Genomic DNA, 14,200 nt, shown 5'->3' with positions numbered 1-14,200 from the left:
GGCCCCGAACGCGAGTAGGGTTCCGCCGCCAGACCTCTTCACCCGAAACCGGAGCTCCGATGTCCGACGACCAGCCGACCGCTCCTCTCGAGACCTCGGCGCAGGTCGAGACCGTCGGACCGCAGGGCGCCGCCAGGCGCTCGCGGCGTCTCCCGGTCGTCGCAGCGGTGGCGGTGGCGGTGGCCGCGGTGCTCGGAGGCGGCGCCTACGCGGCGTACTCCTACCTCGACGGCGGCGGCCCGCAGCCGGCCGACGTGCTGCCGGCGAGCACCATCGCCCTGGTCAGCGTCGACCTGGACCCCTCGGCCGGACAGAAGATCGCGGCGATCAAGTCGATCCGGCGTTTCCCGGCTCTCAAGGAGAGCCTCGGCCTGCATGCCGACGACGACCTGCGGGAGTTCGTCTTCGACAAGGCCACCGGGTCGAGTGGCTGCAAGCTCGACTTCGACCGCGACGTCAAGCCGTGGCTGGGCAAGCGGGCCGCGTTCGCGGGCGTCGACCTGGGCGGAGCGAGCCCGTCTCCGGTCATCGCCCTGCAGATCAGTGATCGCGCGAAGGCCGAGGCGGGGTTCGCCGCCATCGTCAAGTGCACCCACCCCGAGGTCCTCGGCTACGTCGTGGGCGACGACTACCTGATCGCGAGCGACAGCGTCGAGCACGCGCGGCGGGTCCTCGACGACGGGAAGGCCAAGCCTCTGGCCGACGACGCGGCGTACCGCAAGTGGACCGGCGAGGCCGGTGATGCAGGAGTCCTGAGCTTCTACGTCGGGAACACGTCCACGAAGTACCTGTCGCGGCTGCTCGACGAGACCGGGGGGCACCTCCTGGGGTTCGGGACCGGATCGCCGGGTGCCCCGGCGACCGAGGAAGCGCTGAAGGGGTTCCAGGGCCTCGGCGGCACCGTCCGGTTCGCGGACGGAGGGATGGAGCTCTCGATCGCCGGCGGCGGTCTGCGCCCGCTCTCGAGCGTGTCGAGGGTCGGTGCCGAGGTCGGCGACCTCCCCGGCGACACCTCGGTCGCGCTGGGCCTGGGCGTGAGCAAGGACTACGCGAAGAGGCTGCTCGACCAGCTGGGCGACGGCGCGGACGACCTGACGTCACAGGCGGAGTCGGCTGCCGGCCTGGACCTTCCCGAGGACCTGCAGACGCTCCTCGGCAGCGCCGTCACGCTCTCACTGGGCGGTGACGCCCCCGACTCGCTCGACGCGATCCAGGGGCCGGAGGACGTGCCGATCGGGCTGGTCGTCCACGGCGACGCCGACAGGATCCGCGCGGTCATCTCGAAGATCGAGGAGCACACCGGCACGGCCCTGTCCGACATCCCGCTCAACATCGACGACGCCGGCGGCAAGGTCGCCATCGGTCCGGGCGACTACGCCGCCGACGAGCTGCTCAAGGACGGCCACCTGGGCAACCAGGACAGGTTCCGCGACGTCGTCCCCGACGCCGACAAGGCGGCGGCGATCCTCTACGTCGACTTCGACTCGAAGTGGCGCGACCTGATCGTCGACGCGGTGACCCGGGAGGAGGGCCCCGGCTCCGGTGAGGAGCTGGACTCGAACACGGCGCCGCTGCGCGCGCTCGGGATCAGCTCGTGGATCGACCACGACGTCACCCACGCGCTCGTGAAGCTCACCACGGACTGAGGGCTCAGCCGGCCGGCCGCGCGATAGGCGCGATGGTCGCGCCGGTGACCCGGGCGAGGTCGTCCGGATCCAGGCCGAGGTCGAGCCCGCGGCGACCACCGCTCACGTAGACCACCGGGTGCCGGCCCGCGGACTCGTCGAGCACGGTCGGCAGTGAGCGCTTCTGGCCGATCGGCGAGATGCCGCCCACGACGTAGCCGGTCACCCGCTCGGCCACGACCGGGTCGGCCATCGTCGCCTTCTTGCCCTGGACGGCTGTCGCGAGCGCCTTCAGGTCGAGCTGGCCGGTGACCGGGACGATCCCGACGACGAGGCTGCCGTCCACGTCGGCCAGGAGCGTCTTGAGCACCGTGGCCGGGTCGAGGCCGAGTGCGTGCGCGGCCTCGAGGCCGTACGAGGCGGCTGCCGGGTCGTGCTCGTAGGCGTGCGTCGTGAACGGGATCGTGGCGCGGGTCAGGGCCACGGTCGCCGGCGTACCGGGTGCGGTGTTCTTCCTCGCCATGACGGCTCAGGCTAGTTGGGGGACCAGCGGGTCCGGGCGACCTCCGTCGCCGGCAGGCTCGGCAGCGCGCGCATGGCGCGCATCTCCTCGCGCAGCGACCGGCGCAGCATCCGCAGCCGGGTGAGCACGTCGGGTGCCTCGAGGAGGTCCTGGCGCTCCCGCTGGCTCAGCAGGCAGGTCGCGGCCAGCGAGTAGGACAGGTACGCCGGGTCGCGGGGCATCGGTCCGGCGAGCACGGGCCCGCCGCGCATCGACGAGAGGGCGTCGCGATACTCCTCGAACGCGGCGAGGGACAATGCCGCCTCGTCGGTGGCCTCGGTGGTGTCGGCCTCCTCGGCGACCAGCTCGCCACGGGCGGTGAGGTACTCGCCTGCCGGGTCCACCTCGTCGAGCACGATCCGCTGCCGGCCGGTGACCTCGATGTCGAAGCGTCCGTCGTCGTAGCGCTCGACCTCGGTGAGCTGCACCAGCGTCCCGACGCGGTGGAGCGACTGCATGCCGCGGTCACCGACCTCGTAGCCCTCGCGGATGGCGACCACGGCGAAGATGCGATCCGCGGGATCCGGCATGGCGAGCAGGTCGCGCATCAGGGCGCGGTAGCGGTCCTCGAAGATGTGCAGCGGCGTGACGACCCCCGGGAACAGCACCGCGTTGAGCGGGAACACCGGAACCTTCGTCACGACGCTCACGCTAGCCGCCCCGGGTGCCCGCGCACTGAAATCCGGCGCAGGCGCGGCGGTCGGTTTCCCTAGACTGGTGCCATGATCCGCCGTGTCGACCTCAGGGGCACGGCTGCAGCGTCCCCGGACTACCGCACCCTGGTGCCGCGCGCCGAGTTCGACGTGGACGCCGCCGTGGATGTCGTCCGGCCGATCTGCGACGAGGTCCGCGAGCGCGGCGTACCGGCCATCCTGGAGTTCTCCGCGCAGTTCGACGGTGTCGACCAGACCGACATCGCGGTGCCGGTCGAGGCCCTCCACCGCGCTCTCGACGCGCTCGACCCCGACGTGCGAGCCGGGCTCGAGGAGTCGATCCGGCGGCTGCGCACGACCTGCGAGGCCGAGCTGGAGGCCGACGTCGTCACCGATCTCGGCCCGGGTGCGCGCGTGACCCAGCGGATGGTTCCCGTCGACCGGGTCGGCCTGTACGTGCCCGGCGGGCTGGCCCCCCTGGTCTCGAGCGTGGTGATGAACGTGGTGCCGGCCCAGGTCGCCGGCGTGGGCTCGATCGCGCTCACCAGCTCGCCGCAGCGTGACCACAGCGGACTGCCCCACCCGACCATCCTCGCGGCCTGCGCTCTCCTCGGCATCGACGAGGTGTACGCCGTGGGAGGGGCCCAGGCGATCGCGATGTTCGCGTACGGCGCGGGCCCGTGCCGCCGCGTCGACCTGGTGACCGGCCCCGGCAACATCTACGTCGTCTCGGCGAAACGGCTGCTCAAGGGCGTCGTCGGCATCGACTCCGAGGCTGGTCCCACCGAGATCGCCATCCTCGCGGACGACACTGCCGACCCGGCGTACGTCGCGGCCGACCTGATCAGCCAGGCCGAGCACGACCCGCTCGCGGCGTCGGTGCTGGTGACCGACTCCGACCAGCTGATCGCGTCGGTGGCGGCCGAGCTCGAGCGCCAGGTGCCCGCCGCGAAGCACAGCGAGCGGATCCGCACGTCGCTCACCGGGCGGCAGTCGGGCGCCGTGCTCGTCGACGACCTCGACCAGGGGCTGGATGTCGTGAACGCCTACGCCGCCGAGCACCTCGAGATCCACACCCGCGACGCCGCCGCCGTGGCCGCCAGGGTGCGCAACGCCGGCGCGGTCTTCGTCGGGTCCTTCTCCCCGGTGTCGCTCGGGGACTACTGCGCAGGTTCCAACCACGTGCTTCCCACAGCCGGCTGCGCCTGCCACAGCTCGGGGCTCTCCGTGCGCGCGTTCCGCAAGGCGGTGCACGTCGTGGAGTACTCCCGCGAGGGCCTCGACGACGTCGCCGCCCACGTCGTCAACCTGGCCGAGGCAGAGGACCTCCCCGGGCACGCCGCTGCCGTGCGGCTGCGCACCCGGGAGCCGTGATGGCCGACCGCAGGTTCCCGCCGCTGCGAGAGGAGCTGGTCGGGATCGAGCCGTACGGCGCGCCGCAGCTCGACGTGCCGGTGGCCCTCAACGTCAACGAGAACCCCTACGCACCGTCGGCACGCGTGGTAGCGGACATCGCGGTCGCGGTCGCCGAGGTCGCGACGACCCTGAACCGCTATCCCGATCGCGAGTTCACCGAGCTGCGCAAGGGCCTCGCCGAGTACCTCAACATGTCGGGTGGCCACGGCATCGGACCCGACCAGGTCTGGGCGGCGAACGGCTCGAACGAGGTCATGCTGCAGCTGCTGCAGGCCTTCGGAGGTCCCGGCCGCACGGCGGTGTCGTTCGCCCCGACGTACTCGATGTACCCCGAGTACGCACGCGACGCGATGACTGCCTGGGTCGCGGGCCGGCGGCACGAGGACTTCTCCTTCGACCTCGACCACGCGCAGGCGCTCGTCGACGAGCACCGGCCGAGCGTGGTGCTGCTGCCCTCGCCGAACAACCCCACCGGCACGGCGCTCCCGCACCACGTGATCGGCACGCTGTGCGAGCTGACGGCCCGGCACGACGGCGTCGTCGTGATCGACGAGGCGTACGCCGAGTTCCGCAGGGAAGGCACTCCCTCCGCGCTCGAGCTGCTCGACACGCACCGCAACCTGGTCGTCACCCGCACGATGAGCAAGGCTTTCGCGCTCGCCGGAGCCCGGGTCGGCTACCTCGCGGCTGCGCCCGAGATCTGCGACTCCCTACGCGTCGTCCGGCTGCCCTACCACCTCTCGGCGGTGACCCAGGCGACCGCCGTTGCGGCGCTCCGCCACGCCGACGAGCTGCTCGCGAGTGTCGCCGCGCTGCGCGAGGAGCGCGACCGCACGGTGGCGTGGCTGCGCGACCAGGAGCTCGAGGTCGCCGACTCGGACGCGAACTTCTGCCTGTTCGGCCGCTTCGAGGACCGCCACGCGGTCTGGCAGGGTCTGCTGGATAGGGGAGTCCTGATCCGGGAGACTGGGCCCGACGGTTGGCTCCGCGTGTCGATCGGCACCGCGGAGGAGATGGCGGCGTTCCGCGCCGCCTTGCTGGAGGTACTGGGATGAGTCGCACTGCACGGATCGAGCGCGAGACCAAGGAGTCCAAGGTCCTCGTCGAGCTCGATCTCGACGGCACCGGCCGCGCCGACGTCACCACCGGAGTCGGGTTCTACGACCACATGCTGTCCTCGCTCGCCCGGCACTCCCTGGTCGACCTCACCGTCCAGACCGACGGCGACACCCACATCGACGCCCACCACACCGTCGAGGACACCGCGATCGTGCTCGGCGACGCCCTGCTCGAGGCGCTCGGCGACAAGGCCGGCATCCGCCGGTTCGGCGACGCCACCGTGCCCCTCGACGAGACGCTCGTCCAGGCGGTCGTCGACGTCTCCGGCCGGCCCTACTGCGTCCACGTCGGCGAGCCCGAGGGGCAGCAGTACGTCGCCATCGGCCGCGACGGGTACCTCGGGTCGCTGACCCGGCACGTCTTCGAGACCCTCGCCCAGCACGCCCAGATCGCGCTGCACGTCCGGGTGCTGTCCGGCCGCGAACCCCACCACATCGTCGAGGCGCAGTTCAAGGCGGTCGCGCGCGCACTGCGCGACGCGATCGCGCTCGACCCGCGCGAGACCGGCGTGCCGTCGACGAAGGGCACACTCTGAGCACCCCCCGACGTTCTTCGCCTCCCCCGCTCCGCTCCTCCGCCGAACAATGCTGCAGGGACCCCGCATGAGCCCCCGAGTCACCGTCCTGGACTACGGCTCGGGCAACCTCCGGTCGGCCGTGCGCGCCCTCGAGCGTGCGGGTGCCGAGGTCACGCTGACCGGCGATCGCGGAGCGGCGCTCGACGCGGACGGCCTGGTCGTCCCCGGCGTGGGCGCGTTCGCCGCGTGCATGGCCGGGCCTGCGGCGCGTCCGCGGCCCGGAGATCATCGGCCGCCGGCTCGCGGGGGGTCGACCGGTGCTCGGCATCTGCGTCGGCATGCAGGTGCTGTTCGAGACCGGGGTGGAGCACGGTGTCACCACCGAGGGCTGCGGAGAGTGGCCGGGCACGGTGGAACGGATCCAGGCACCGGTGGTCCCGCACATGGGGTGGAACACCGTGTCCGTGCCCGAGGGCAGTGCCCTCTTCGCGGGGGTGGAGCAGGAGCGCTTCTACTTCGTGCACTCCTACGGAGTGCGCGACTGGACCCTGGTGACCAACGGCCGCACGCGCGAGCCGGGAGTCACCTGGACCGAGCACGGCGGCGACCGGTTCGTCGCCGCCGTCGAGAACGGACCGCTGTGCGCGACCCAGTTCCACCCCGAGAAGTCCGGTGACGCCGGAGCCCGGCTGCTGGCCAACTGGGTCGGCTCGCTGTGACCCCACCCAGCCGGCCCATCCCGACGACCCGTGACCCGAGGAGCCCTTCGTGACCGATCCCCACCTCGAGCTGCTGCCCGCCGTCGACATCGCCGACGGCCAGGCCGTCCAGCTGGTGCAGGGCGTCGCCGGCTCGGAGAAGCGCTTCGGCGACCCCGTCGAGGCCGCGTTGCGCTGGCAGCACGCGGGTGCCGAGTGGCTGCACCTGGTCGACCTGGACGCGGCGTTCGGTCGGGGCAACAACCGTGAGCTGCAGGCGGAGATCGTCGGCCGGCTCGACATCCGGGTCGAGATGAGCGGCGGCATCCGCGACGACGAGTCGCTCGAGGCGGCGATGGCGACCGGCTGCCGCAGGGTCAACATCGGCACCGCGGCGCTGGAGCGGCCCGACTGGTGCGCGGCCGCCATCGCGACGTACGGCGACCGCGTGGCGATCGGGCTGGACGTGCGCGGCACGACGCTGGCCGCACGCGGCTGGACCCGCGAGGGCGGCGACCTGTACGACGTCCTGGCCCGACTCGACTCGGAGGGCTGTGCGCGCTACGTGGTCACCGACGTCAACAAGGACGGCATGCTCCAGGGGCCGAACCTCCAGCTGCTGACCGACGTCTGTGCCGTGACCGACCGCCCCGTCGTCGCCTCGGGGGGCATCACCGAGCTCGCCGACCTCGGGGCGCTGATGGGCCTGGTCCCGGTCGGCGTCGAGGGCGCGATCATCGGCACAGCGCTCTACGAGGGAAGGTTCACGCTCGAGGACGCGCTGCGACTGACCTGGCCCGACCGGTTCGTCTCATGAGCCTGGCCGTGCGCGTCATCCCGTGCCTCGACGTCGACGGCGGACGGGTCGTCAAGGGCGTGAACTTCGCCGATCTCCGCGACGCGGGAGACCCCGTGGAGCTCGCCCGGCTCTACGACGCCGAGGGCGCAGACGAGCTGACCTTCCTCGACATCTCGGCCTCGCACGAAGGGCGGGCGACGACGATGGAGATCGTGTCCCGCACGGCCGAGCAGGTCTTCATCCCGCTGACCGTGGGTGGTGGCGTCGGGAGTGTCGATGATGTCGACCGGCTGCTGCGGGCCGGCGCCGACAAGGTCGCGGTCAACACCGCCGCGATCCGCCGGCCCGAGCTGGTCGCCGAGATCGCCGACCGGTTCGGCAACCAGGTGCTGGTGCTGTCGGTCGACGCCCGCCGGGCGCCGGGCACGGACTCCGGCTTCGAGGTGACCACCCACGGCGGCCGCGAGTCGGGCGGCAAGGACGCCGTTGCGTGGGCAGTCGAGGCTGCGGAGCTGGGCGCCGGGGAGATCCTGCTCAACGCGATGGACGCCGATGGCACGCTCGACGGGTTCGACCTCGAGCTCGTGCGGCTGGTCCGAGCGGCGGTGGGCATCCCGGTGATCGCCAGCGGCGGCGCCGGGCGGGCCGAGCACTTCCCGCCTGCGGTCGAGGCGGGTGCCGACGCCGTGCTGGCCGCCAGTGTCTTCCACTTCGGCACACTGCGCGTCGGCGACGTGAAGGCTGCCCTCGTGGACGCCGGCCTCCCGGTCCGCTGACCTCGGGGCGGGCATTCAGCCAGGGTCCGGGGTCCAGCAGTAGCCGTAGCGCTGGCCCGCCGCCCACTGCGACTGGGTGGGCCACTCGAAGCTCCACTTGAGCTTGAGGATGTCGCTGGCAGCCCGCGACTCGATGTCGCGGCAGCTGGCGTCGGCGGCAGCGCCCGCCGCCTTGCCGAGGTACTTGCTGCCCTGGGGGAGGTCGATCGTCGCACGGGCCCGCCACGAGTGCGCCGCGGAGCAGATCACCCTCTCGAACCGCGACGCGGCCGGCGAGGACGTGCCACAGGTGCCGTACTGGTCGAGGGCGCCGTCGGCGGCGAGCAGGTCCCGGGTCCTCCTGGGCAACGGCGCGAGCTGGTCGTGGCCGGCGAGCGCGACCAGGTCGCAGCGGAACCAGAGAGCGCCCCGGTCGCTCTCGGCCAGCGTGGGGCTGAACCACACCACGGCGAGGCGGCTCAGCCGGCGGGTCTCCTCGTCGCCCCCGAGGTAGGTGGCGAGCCGCGCGCGGCAACGGGTCGCGATCTGCTGCTGGACGGTGTCCGAGTCGACCGCCAGGAGGTGGCCGTCCACGACGGGGTCGATCGTGCCGACGCGGATCGTCACGGTGGTGTGCGCGGTCCTGCACGGCACCGGACCGGCCGTGCTCGTCGGCTTCGCTGCCGCCGCGTAGTCGAGCTCGTAGCAGGCGTGTTGCGGTGGCGGTGCGGGCGGCGCCACCGTGGCGGTGGGGGAGGCGGTGGTGCCCTGGGCGGTGGGGCGGTCGTCGCTGCTGCACGCCGACAGCAGGGCCGCGGCGGCCACGGCGCTCGCGACCAGAACCGTCGTACGCCGCCTCACTTGTCCGTCCTCGTCCAGCAGATCGAGCGGCGGTTGCCGGCCGACCACTCGGCCTCGTGGAACCAGGTGTAGGCGTACTGGTAGTCGCTGGGGTAGTGCGACCACGCTGCGATCCAGTCCGAGCACAGGTCGCGCGAGCGCACCTGCACGATCCGGTCACCCGGATAGGGATCCTTCGGCTGACCGACCTTGATGGTCGAGATGGCCCGCCAGTCATGTGGCTGCGAGCACGACACCTTGGTCGAGGAGGCGAACGTGGCGCCGTGGGCGCAGCTGAGCCAGGCGTCGGGCTGACCGGCCGCGAACAGCCCCTTCGCCTCCGCAGGGAGCGGGCGCAGCCGCTTGGTGCCCTCAGGACCGCCGACCACGTCGCAGCGGTACCAGCGGGCGCCGCGGGCCCAGCCGCGCTCCGACGGCCGGAACCAGGCCCAGGAGAGCTGGACGCGGAGCGCGAGGCTCTCGTCGGCGCCGAGGAAGTCGCGGAACGACTCGCTGCACGCGTGGAAGACGAAGGCGCCGTGCCTCTTGTCGTCGTACGCCGTGCCGGTGCTGTCGGGAAGCGCCCCCACCGAGAACGTCTCTGCGGTGTGCGGCTTGCTGCACGGCACGTGCGCACTGGCGTTCGTCGGCTCGTCGAGGTCGCGGGATGTCAGGTTGCGACAGGTGCCGACCTTCGGGGCAGCGAGCCGGTCCGCCTCGGTGTCGTGGTGGGCCGGTGTGCCGCACGCCGCCGCGACCAGCCCCAGGGCGAGGAGGACGACGATGCGTCGGACCACGGACCCTCCTCCAGCCGGCCCCTCTCAGCCGATCAGCAACGCGGCGATCGTACCGCCCAGCTCGTAGGCGGCTTCGAGGTCCGCGTCGCCGACGTCGCCCATCGCCTCGAGCACGTCGTACCCCTGCTTCCAGCCGAGCGCGCCGGTGATCGACAGCACCGACCTGACCGCGCCCGTGGTGTCGTAGCGGCCGTGCACGTAGAGGCCGAACGGCCGGCCCGCGGTCCGTCCCTGCGACTCGCCGGCCCCGCCGCCGGCGTCCAGGGCGCCGCCGACCTGGAGGAACGTGGCGTCGAACACGTGCTTCAGCGCTCCGCTCATGTAGCCGAAGTTGGCCGTCGTCCCGAGGACGTAGCCGTCGGCGTCGAGGAGGTCCTCATGGGTCGCGTCGCCGGTGGCGAAGTCGAGTGCGCGCCGCTCGACCACCTCCACCCCCTCGATCGACTCGTCCCTGGTGCCGGCCAGGACGCGCTCGGTGAGGGCCTGCAGGGCGCGGGTCGGCGAGTGATGGATGACCAGGAGCCGGGGCATGCGGCCAGCGTAGGCACCCGCTATGCTGAGCCGGTCATGTCGATGCGCCGGCTTCTCCTTCGCTGCCGCAGCGAGGTCTGAGCACGCCGGACCCCCTCGCTGCGGAGTGCTTGCGTACGCCGGCTCCACTCCTGACGACAGCGAAGAGAACATGACCCTCGAGAACTCCCGGCTGGACCGGTTCACCAACACCCAGAAGACCAGCGGCATGCCCGTGCACCGCTACCGCGCGTTCCCGCCGGTGGACCTGCCGGACCGCACCTGGCCGAGCAACCAGATCACCCACGCGCCGCGCTGGCTGTCCACGGACCTCCGCGACGGCAACCAGGCGCTGATCGACCCGATGAGCCCGGAGCGCAAGCACCGGATGTTCGACCTGCTCGTGTCGATGGGCTACAAGGAGATCGAGGTCGGCTTCCCGAGCGCGAGCGAGACCGACTTCGCGTTCGTGCGCCAGCTGATCGAGCGCGACAAGGTCCCCGACGACGTCACCATCTCGGTGCTGACCCAGGCCCGCGAGGACCTCATCGAGCGCACCGTGCAGTCGCTGGTCGGCGTACCGAAGGCGAACATCCATCTCTACAACGCGCTCGCACCGCTGTTCCGCCGGGTGGTGTTCCACGCCGACAAGCACGAGATCAAGGACATCGCCGTCCGCGGCACCCAGCTGGTGATGAAGCACGCCGAGAACCACCTCGACAAGACCGTCATCGGCTACGAGTACAGCCCGGAGATCTTCACCGGCACCGAGCTGCCCTTCTCGGTCGAGGTGTGCGAGGCCGTCTCCGACGTCTGGCAGCCCGAGGACGGCCGCGAGATCATCCTCAACCTGCCGGCCACCATCGAGATGGCCACTCCGAACGTGTACGCCGACCAGATCGAGTGGTTCTCCCGGCAGCTGACGCGGCGCGAGTCCACCACGATCAGCCTGCACCCGCACAACGACCGGGGCACCGCCGTGGCCGCGACCGAGCTGGCGATGATGGCCGGCGCCGACCGGGTCGAGGGCTGCCTGTTCGGCCACGGCGAGCGCACCGGCAACGTCTGCCTGGTCACCCTGGGGATGAACCTCTTCAGCCAGGGCATCGACCCGCAGATCGACTTCAGCGACATCGACGAGATCCGCCGCACCGTCGAGTACTGCACCCAGCTGCCGGTGCACCCACGGCATCCCTACGCGGGCGACCTCGTCTACACGGCGTTCTCCGGCTCGCACCAGGACGCGATCAAGAAGGGGCTGGAGGACCTGGATCGCCTGGCCGCCGAGCAGGGCAGGCCGGTCTCCGAGATCGCCTGGGAGGCGCCGTACCTGCCGATCGACCCGAAGGACGTGGGCCGCAGCTACGAGGCGGTCATCCGGGTCAACAGCCAGTCCGGCAAGGGCGGCGTGGCCTACATCATGAAGTCCGAGCACAACCTCGACCTCCCGCGCCGGCTGCAGATCGAGTTCAGCCGGGTCGTCCAGCAGCAGACCGACGACACCGGCCGGGAGATGTCCGCCGACGACATCTGGGCGACGTTCGAGGGGGAGTACCTCGGGCGGGACACCCCGATCAGGCTCAACTCGGTGCACACGTCGTCCGCTGCGGGCGAGAAGGACCAGCTCACCGTCAACGTGTACGTCGACGGCCGGCTGCACGAGCTGCACGGCACCGGCAACGGCCCGATCGCCGCGTTCGTCGACGCGATCAACGGCCTGCGCGAGCTGGATCCCGCGTGGGACTGGGACGTCCGGGTGCTCGACTACCACGAGCACGCGCTCTCCTCCGGCGGCGACGCGATCGCCGCCGCCTACGTGGAGTGCGTCGTGCGCGGGGAGGTCCTGTGGGGAGTCGGGCTGGATGCCAACATCGTCACCGCGTCGTTGCGCGCGGTGGTCTCCGCGGTCAACCGGTCCTGACCCGCGTCTCCATCGGGCTGAGGCGGGCCGCCAGGGGGAGCACGATCGTGAAGGTCGTGCCCTCTCCCTGGCGCGACTGCACGTCGATCTGGCCCCGGTGCCGCTCCACGATGGAACGCACGATCGACAGGCCCAGGCCGGTGCCCTGGATGGCGTCGGCGCGGACGTTGCTGGAGCGGAAGAAGCGCTGGAAGACGTCCTTGACCTCGTCGGGCGGGATGCCGAGGCCGGTGTCGCTCACGCTCAGGCGGCAGGTGTGGTCGTCCTCCACGGTCAGCCGGGTGGTGATGTGCCCGCCGTCGCGGGTGAACTTGATCGCGTTCGACAGCAGGTTCGTCACCGCTCTCTCGAGGTAGGTGGCCTCTCCGAGCACGACCACCGGCTCGTCGGGCAGCTCCTCGTGCAGCTCGAGGTGGCGACTGGAGAGCAGGCCCGTCACGGATGCGTGGCTCGCGTCCACCACCGTCCGGAGGTCGAGCGCCTCGAGCCGTGACGGCGGCTGCATCGCGGCTCCCTCGTAGCTGGCCAGGGTGAGCAGGTCGTTCGCCATCGCCAGCAGTCGCTCGGCATTGCGCTCGACCACGTCGACCATCTGCTTCTGGGCGGGCTCCAGCTCACCGGCCATGCCGTCGACGAGCAGCTCGATGCTGCCGATGATGCTGGTCAGCGGGGTCCGCAGCTCGTGGCTGACCGTGCTGACGAACTCGTCCTTGGCGTCGTCCAGCGCACGCAGGTGGTCGACCGCCTGCTGCTCGCGCTCGAGTGCTTCGCGCAGGAGCTCCTGGTTCCGCCTGGTCTCGGTCACGTCGCGCGCCACGAACAGGTAGCCGATCGGCTGGTTCGAGCCGTCGGCGATCATGCTCGTCGTCATCGACACGACCAGCGGGACGCCGTCCGGCGGCACCCAGGTCCAGTCACGCGTCCTCGCCCCTGCATCGGTGACTCCGTCGACGAGCGCCTCGAAGCCCGCGGGTACGCCGGCAGCCACACCCCGCGCCGCGATCTCGTCGTGGTCGAGGAAGTCCAGGAACGAGCGGGACGCCGCGGATCGGGCGTCGAAGCGCAGCAGCGCCTCCGCGCCGGCGTTGACGATCGTGATCCTGCCGGTCTGGTCGGTGCCGACGATCGCGACGGTCGTCGCGGAGCGCAGCAGGTGCTGCAGCAGGTGCTGGGTGGCGCGCTCGTCGGTGATGTCGGTCATCGTGAGGACGAACTGGAGCGACCCGTCATCGGGGCTGTGGTAGACGCCGTTGGCGTACGTGACGACCCGCTCACCACCGGTCGAGGTGCAGATCACCGTCTCGCCGTGCAGCGGGATGTGCTCGGGGTCGGCGAACGCGTCGCGAACCCGCTGCCACTGGTCCGGGCGCTGGAGCCGTTCCCAGAACGCCCGCCCGACCAGGTCGTCCGCGGTGAAGCCGGTCAGCCGGGTGACCGCAGGGTTCAGCGCGAGCATGATCCCCTTCGAGTCGGTGACCATGATCGGCATCGTCGAGGACTCGATGACCGCCTCTGTGCGTCGCTGCTCGTTGCGCACCGCCAGGTTTGCCCGCAGCTGCTGGCGGACCGCGAGGGCCAGGGGCAGACCGGTCACGACCAGGCACACCAGGTAGAGCTGGGTGATCAGGTTGCTGCTCGTGCTCCCGGCAGGGTGGTGGACGGTGGCGAAGGGGCCGAACCCGCCGACCGTCAGCCAGGTGATCGCCGCGGCCATCAGTGCCTGCTCGATGACCACGACCCGGGACCCGAACGCGACCCCCGCCCAGATCAGGAACGGCAGTGGCGCGAACGCGAGGCTCAGCTCGGTGCCGGGGCCGAAGGAGAAGATCGTGACCACGGCGAGCAGGAAGCCGTGCAGCGTGACGGGGACGGTCCGCGGGCGGCGTACCGTGCCGCGCGGCAGCATGGCGAGCGGCGCCAGCACGATCACCGAGGCCCAGGTGCGAACCGGTGGTCGAAACGATCGTGGCGTCGAAGTCACCACCGAG

The 14,200-nt window shown here is 71.5% G+C and carries 13 protein-coding genes and 1 pseudogene; 8 read left to right on the top strand and 6 right to left on the bottom strand.

Annotated elements, in window-relative coordinates; translation table 11 throughout:
• Nucleotides 1-59 precede the first annotated feature (59 nt).
• Nucleotides 60-1,646 carry a DUF3352 domain-containing protein gene (locus ACVW00_RS12405; protein ID WP_457111205.1) on the top strand — a complete coding sequence of 529 codons (1,587 nt, stop codon included), beginning with the start codon at nucleotides 60-62 and terminating at the stop codon, nucleotides 1,644-1,646.
• A 4-nt stretch (nucleotides 1,647-1,650) separates the two neighbouring features.
• Here ACVW00_RS12405 and ybaK read toward each other — a convergent pair whose 3' ends face one another.
• Both ybaK and ACVW00_RS12395 read right to left on the bottom strand, forming a co-directional pair.
• On the bottom strand, nucleotides 1,651-2,148 hold the full coding sequence (gene ybaK / locus ACVW00_RS12400; RefSeq protein WP_457111204.1) for a Cys-tRNA(Pro) deacylase: 498 nt from the start codon (nucleotides 2,146-2,148) through the stop codon (nucleotides 1,651-1,653).
• A gap of 11 nt (nucleotides 2,149-2,159) precedes the next feature.
• Nucleotides 2,160-2,828 (bottom strand): LON peptidase substrate-binding domain-containing protein, encoded by a 669-nt coding sequence (locus ACVW00_RS12395; protein ID WP_457111203.1) that lies wholly within the window; start codon nucleotides 2,826-2,828, stop codon nucleotides 2,160-2,162.
• Between the two features lie 81 nt (nucleotides 2,829-2,909).
• Between ACVW00_RS12395 and hisD the strand changes: the two genes are divergently transcribed.
• The 6 genes and pseudogenes from hisD (at nucleotide 2,910) to hisF (ending at nucleotide 8,165) form a co-directional block, all read left to right on the top strand.
• Nucleotides 2,910-4,214 carry a histidinol dehydrogenase gene (gene hisD / locus ACVW00_RS12390; protein ID WP_457111202.1) on the top strand — a complete coding sequence of 435 codons (1,305 nt, stop codon included), beginning with the start codon at nucleotides 2,910-2,912 and terminating at the stop codon, nucleotides 4,212-4,214.
• The gene (locus ACVW00_RS12385; RefSeq protein ID WP_457111201.1) at nucleotides 4,214-5,311 is read left to right on the top strand and encodes a histidinol-phosphate transaminase; all 1,098 of its coding nucleotides are present in this window, start codon (nucleotides 4,214-4,216) and stop codon (nucleotides 5,309-5,311) included. The genes hisD and ACVW00_RS12385 overlap by 1 nt, the downstream gene beginning before the upstream one ends.
• Entirely contained in the window at nucleotides 5,308-5,910 is a 603-nt protein-coding gene (hisB, locus tag ACVW00_RS12380; protein WP_457111200.1) for an imidazoleglycerol-phosphate dehydratase HisB, read from the top strand. Before ACVW00_RS12385 ends, hisB begins: the two co-directional genes overlap by 4 nt.
• 67 nt (nucleotides 5,911-5,977) lie before the next feature.
• Nucleotides 5,978-6,611 (top strand): annotated as a pseudogene (gene hisH, locus ACVW00_RS12375) (imidazole glycerol phosphate synthase subunit HisH).
• A gap of 49 nt (nucleotides 6,612-6,660) precedes the next feature.
• On the top strand, nucleotides 6,661-7,407 hold the full coding sequence (gene priA / locus ACVW00_RS12370) for a bifunctional 1-(5-phosphoribosyl)-5-((5-phosphoribosylamino)methylideneamino)imidazole-4-carboxamide isomerase/phosphoribosylanthranilate isomerase PriA (RefSeq protein WP_457111199.1): 747 nt from the start codon (nucleotides 6,661-6,663) through the stop codon (nucleotides 7,405-7,407).
• A complete protein-coding gene (gene hisF, locus ACVW00_RS12365) occupies nucleotides 7,404-8,165 on the top strand; it encodes an imidazole glycerol phosphate synthase subunit HisF (RefSeq protein ID WP_457111198.1) in 762 nt (253 codons plus the stop codon). The genes priA and hisF overlap by 4 nt, the downstream gene beginning before the upstream one ends.
• Nucleotides 8,166-8,180: 15 nt before the next feature.
• Here the strand turns inward: hisF and ACVW00_RS12360 are convergent, their stop codons facing one another.
• The 3 genes from ACVW00_RS12360 to ACVW00_RS12350 are packed head-to-tail and all read right to left on the bottom strand — an operon-like array spanning nucleotide 8,181 to nucleotide 10,312.
• Nucleotides 8,181-9,005, bottom strand: a complete 825-nt coding sequence (locus ACVW00_RS12360; RefSeq protein WP_457111197.1) for a septum formation family protein — start codon at nucleotides 9,003-9,005, stop codon at nucleotides 8,181-8,183.
• Entirely contained in the window at nucleotides 9,002-9,781 is a 780-nt protein-coding gene (locus ACVW00_RS12355) for a septum formation family protein (RefSeq protein ID WP_457111196.1), read from the bottom strand. The genes ACVW00_RS12360 and ACVW00_RS12355 overlap by 4 nt, the downstream gene beginning before the upstream one ends.
• 24 nt (nucleotides 9,782-9,805) lie before the next feature.
• Nucleotides 9,806-10,312, bottom strand: a complete 507-nt coding sequence (locus tag ACVW00_RS12350; protein WP_457111195.1) for a flavodoxin family protein — start codon at nucleotides 10,310-10,312, stop codon at nucleotides 9,806-9,808.
• A gap of 151 nt (nucleotides 10,313-10,463) precedes the next feature.
• Between ACVW00_RS12350 and leuA the strand changes: the two genes are divergently transcribed.
• Entirely contained in the window at nucleotides 10,464-12,212 is a 1,749-nt protein-coding gene (gene leuA / locus ACVW00_RS12345) for a 2-isopropylmalate synthase (RefSeq protein WP_457111194.1), read from the top strand.
• Here the strand turns inward: leuA and ACVW00_RS12340 are convergent.
• The gene (locus ACVW00_RS12340) at nucleotides 12,199-14,142 is read right to left on the bottom strand and encodes an ATP-binding protein (RefSeq protein WP_457111193.1); all 1,944 of its coding nucleotides are present in this window, start codon (nucleotides 14,140-14,142) and stop codon (nucleotides 12,199-12,201) included. The genes leuA and ACVW00_RS12340 overlap by 14 nt on opposite strands.
• Between the last annotated feature and the right edge of the window lie 58 nt (nucleotides 14,143-14,200).

This window comes from Marmoricola sp. URHA0025 HA25 (genome assembly GCF_054059435.1).
This window is presented reverse-complemented; position numbering and strand designations above follow the sequence as displayed.

What these genes read in the sequence shown, in the direction of transcription:
- hisB (WP_457111200.1), top strand. Translation starts at nt 5,308, where the DNA reads ATGAGTCGCACTGCACGGATCGAGCGCGAGACCAAGGAGTCCAAGGTC.
- ACVW00_RS12385 (WP_457111201.1), top strand. Translation starts at nt 4,214, where the DNA reads ATGGCCGACCGCAGGTTCCCGCCGCTGCGAGAGGAGCTGGTCGGGATC.
- ACVW00_RS12405 (WP_457111205.1), top strand. Translation starts at nt 60, where the DNA reads ATGTCCGACGACCAGCCGACCGCTCCTCTCGAGACCTCGGCGCAGGTC.
- leuA (WP_457111194.1), top strand. Translation starts at nt 10,464, where the DNA reads ATGACCCTCGAGAACTCCCGGCTGGACCGGTTCACCAACACCCAGAAG.
- hisF (WP_457111198.1), top strand. Translation starts at nt 7,404, where the DNA reads ATGAGCCTGGCCGTGCGCGTCATCCCGTGCCTCGACGTCGACGGCGGA.
- ybaK (WP_457111204.1), bottom strand. Translation starts at nt 2,148, where the DNA reads ATGGCGAGGAAGAACACCGCACCCGGTACGCCGGCGACCGTGGCCCTG.
- hisD (WP_457111202.1), top strand. Translation starts at nt 2,910, where the DNA reads ATGATCCGCCGTGTCGACCTCAGGGGCACGGCTGCAGCGTCCCCGGAC.
- ACVW00_RS12350 (WP_457111195.1), bottom strand. Translation starts at nt 10,312, where the DNA reads ATGCCCCGGCTCCTGGTCATCCATCACTCGCCGACCCGCGCCCTGCAG.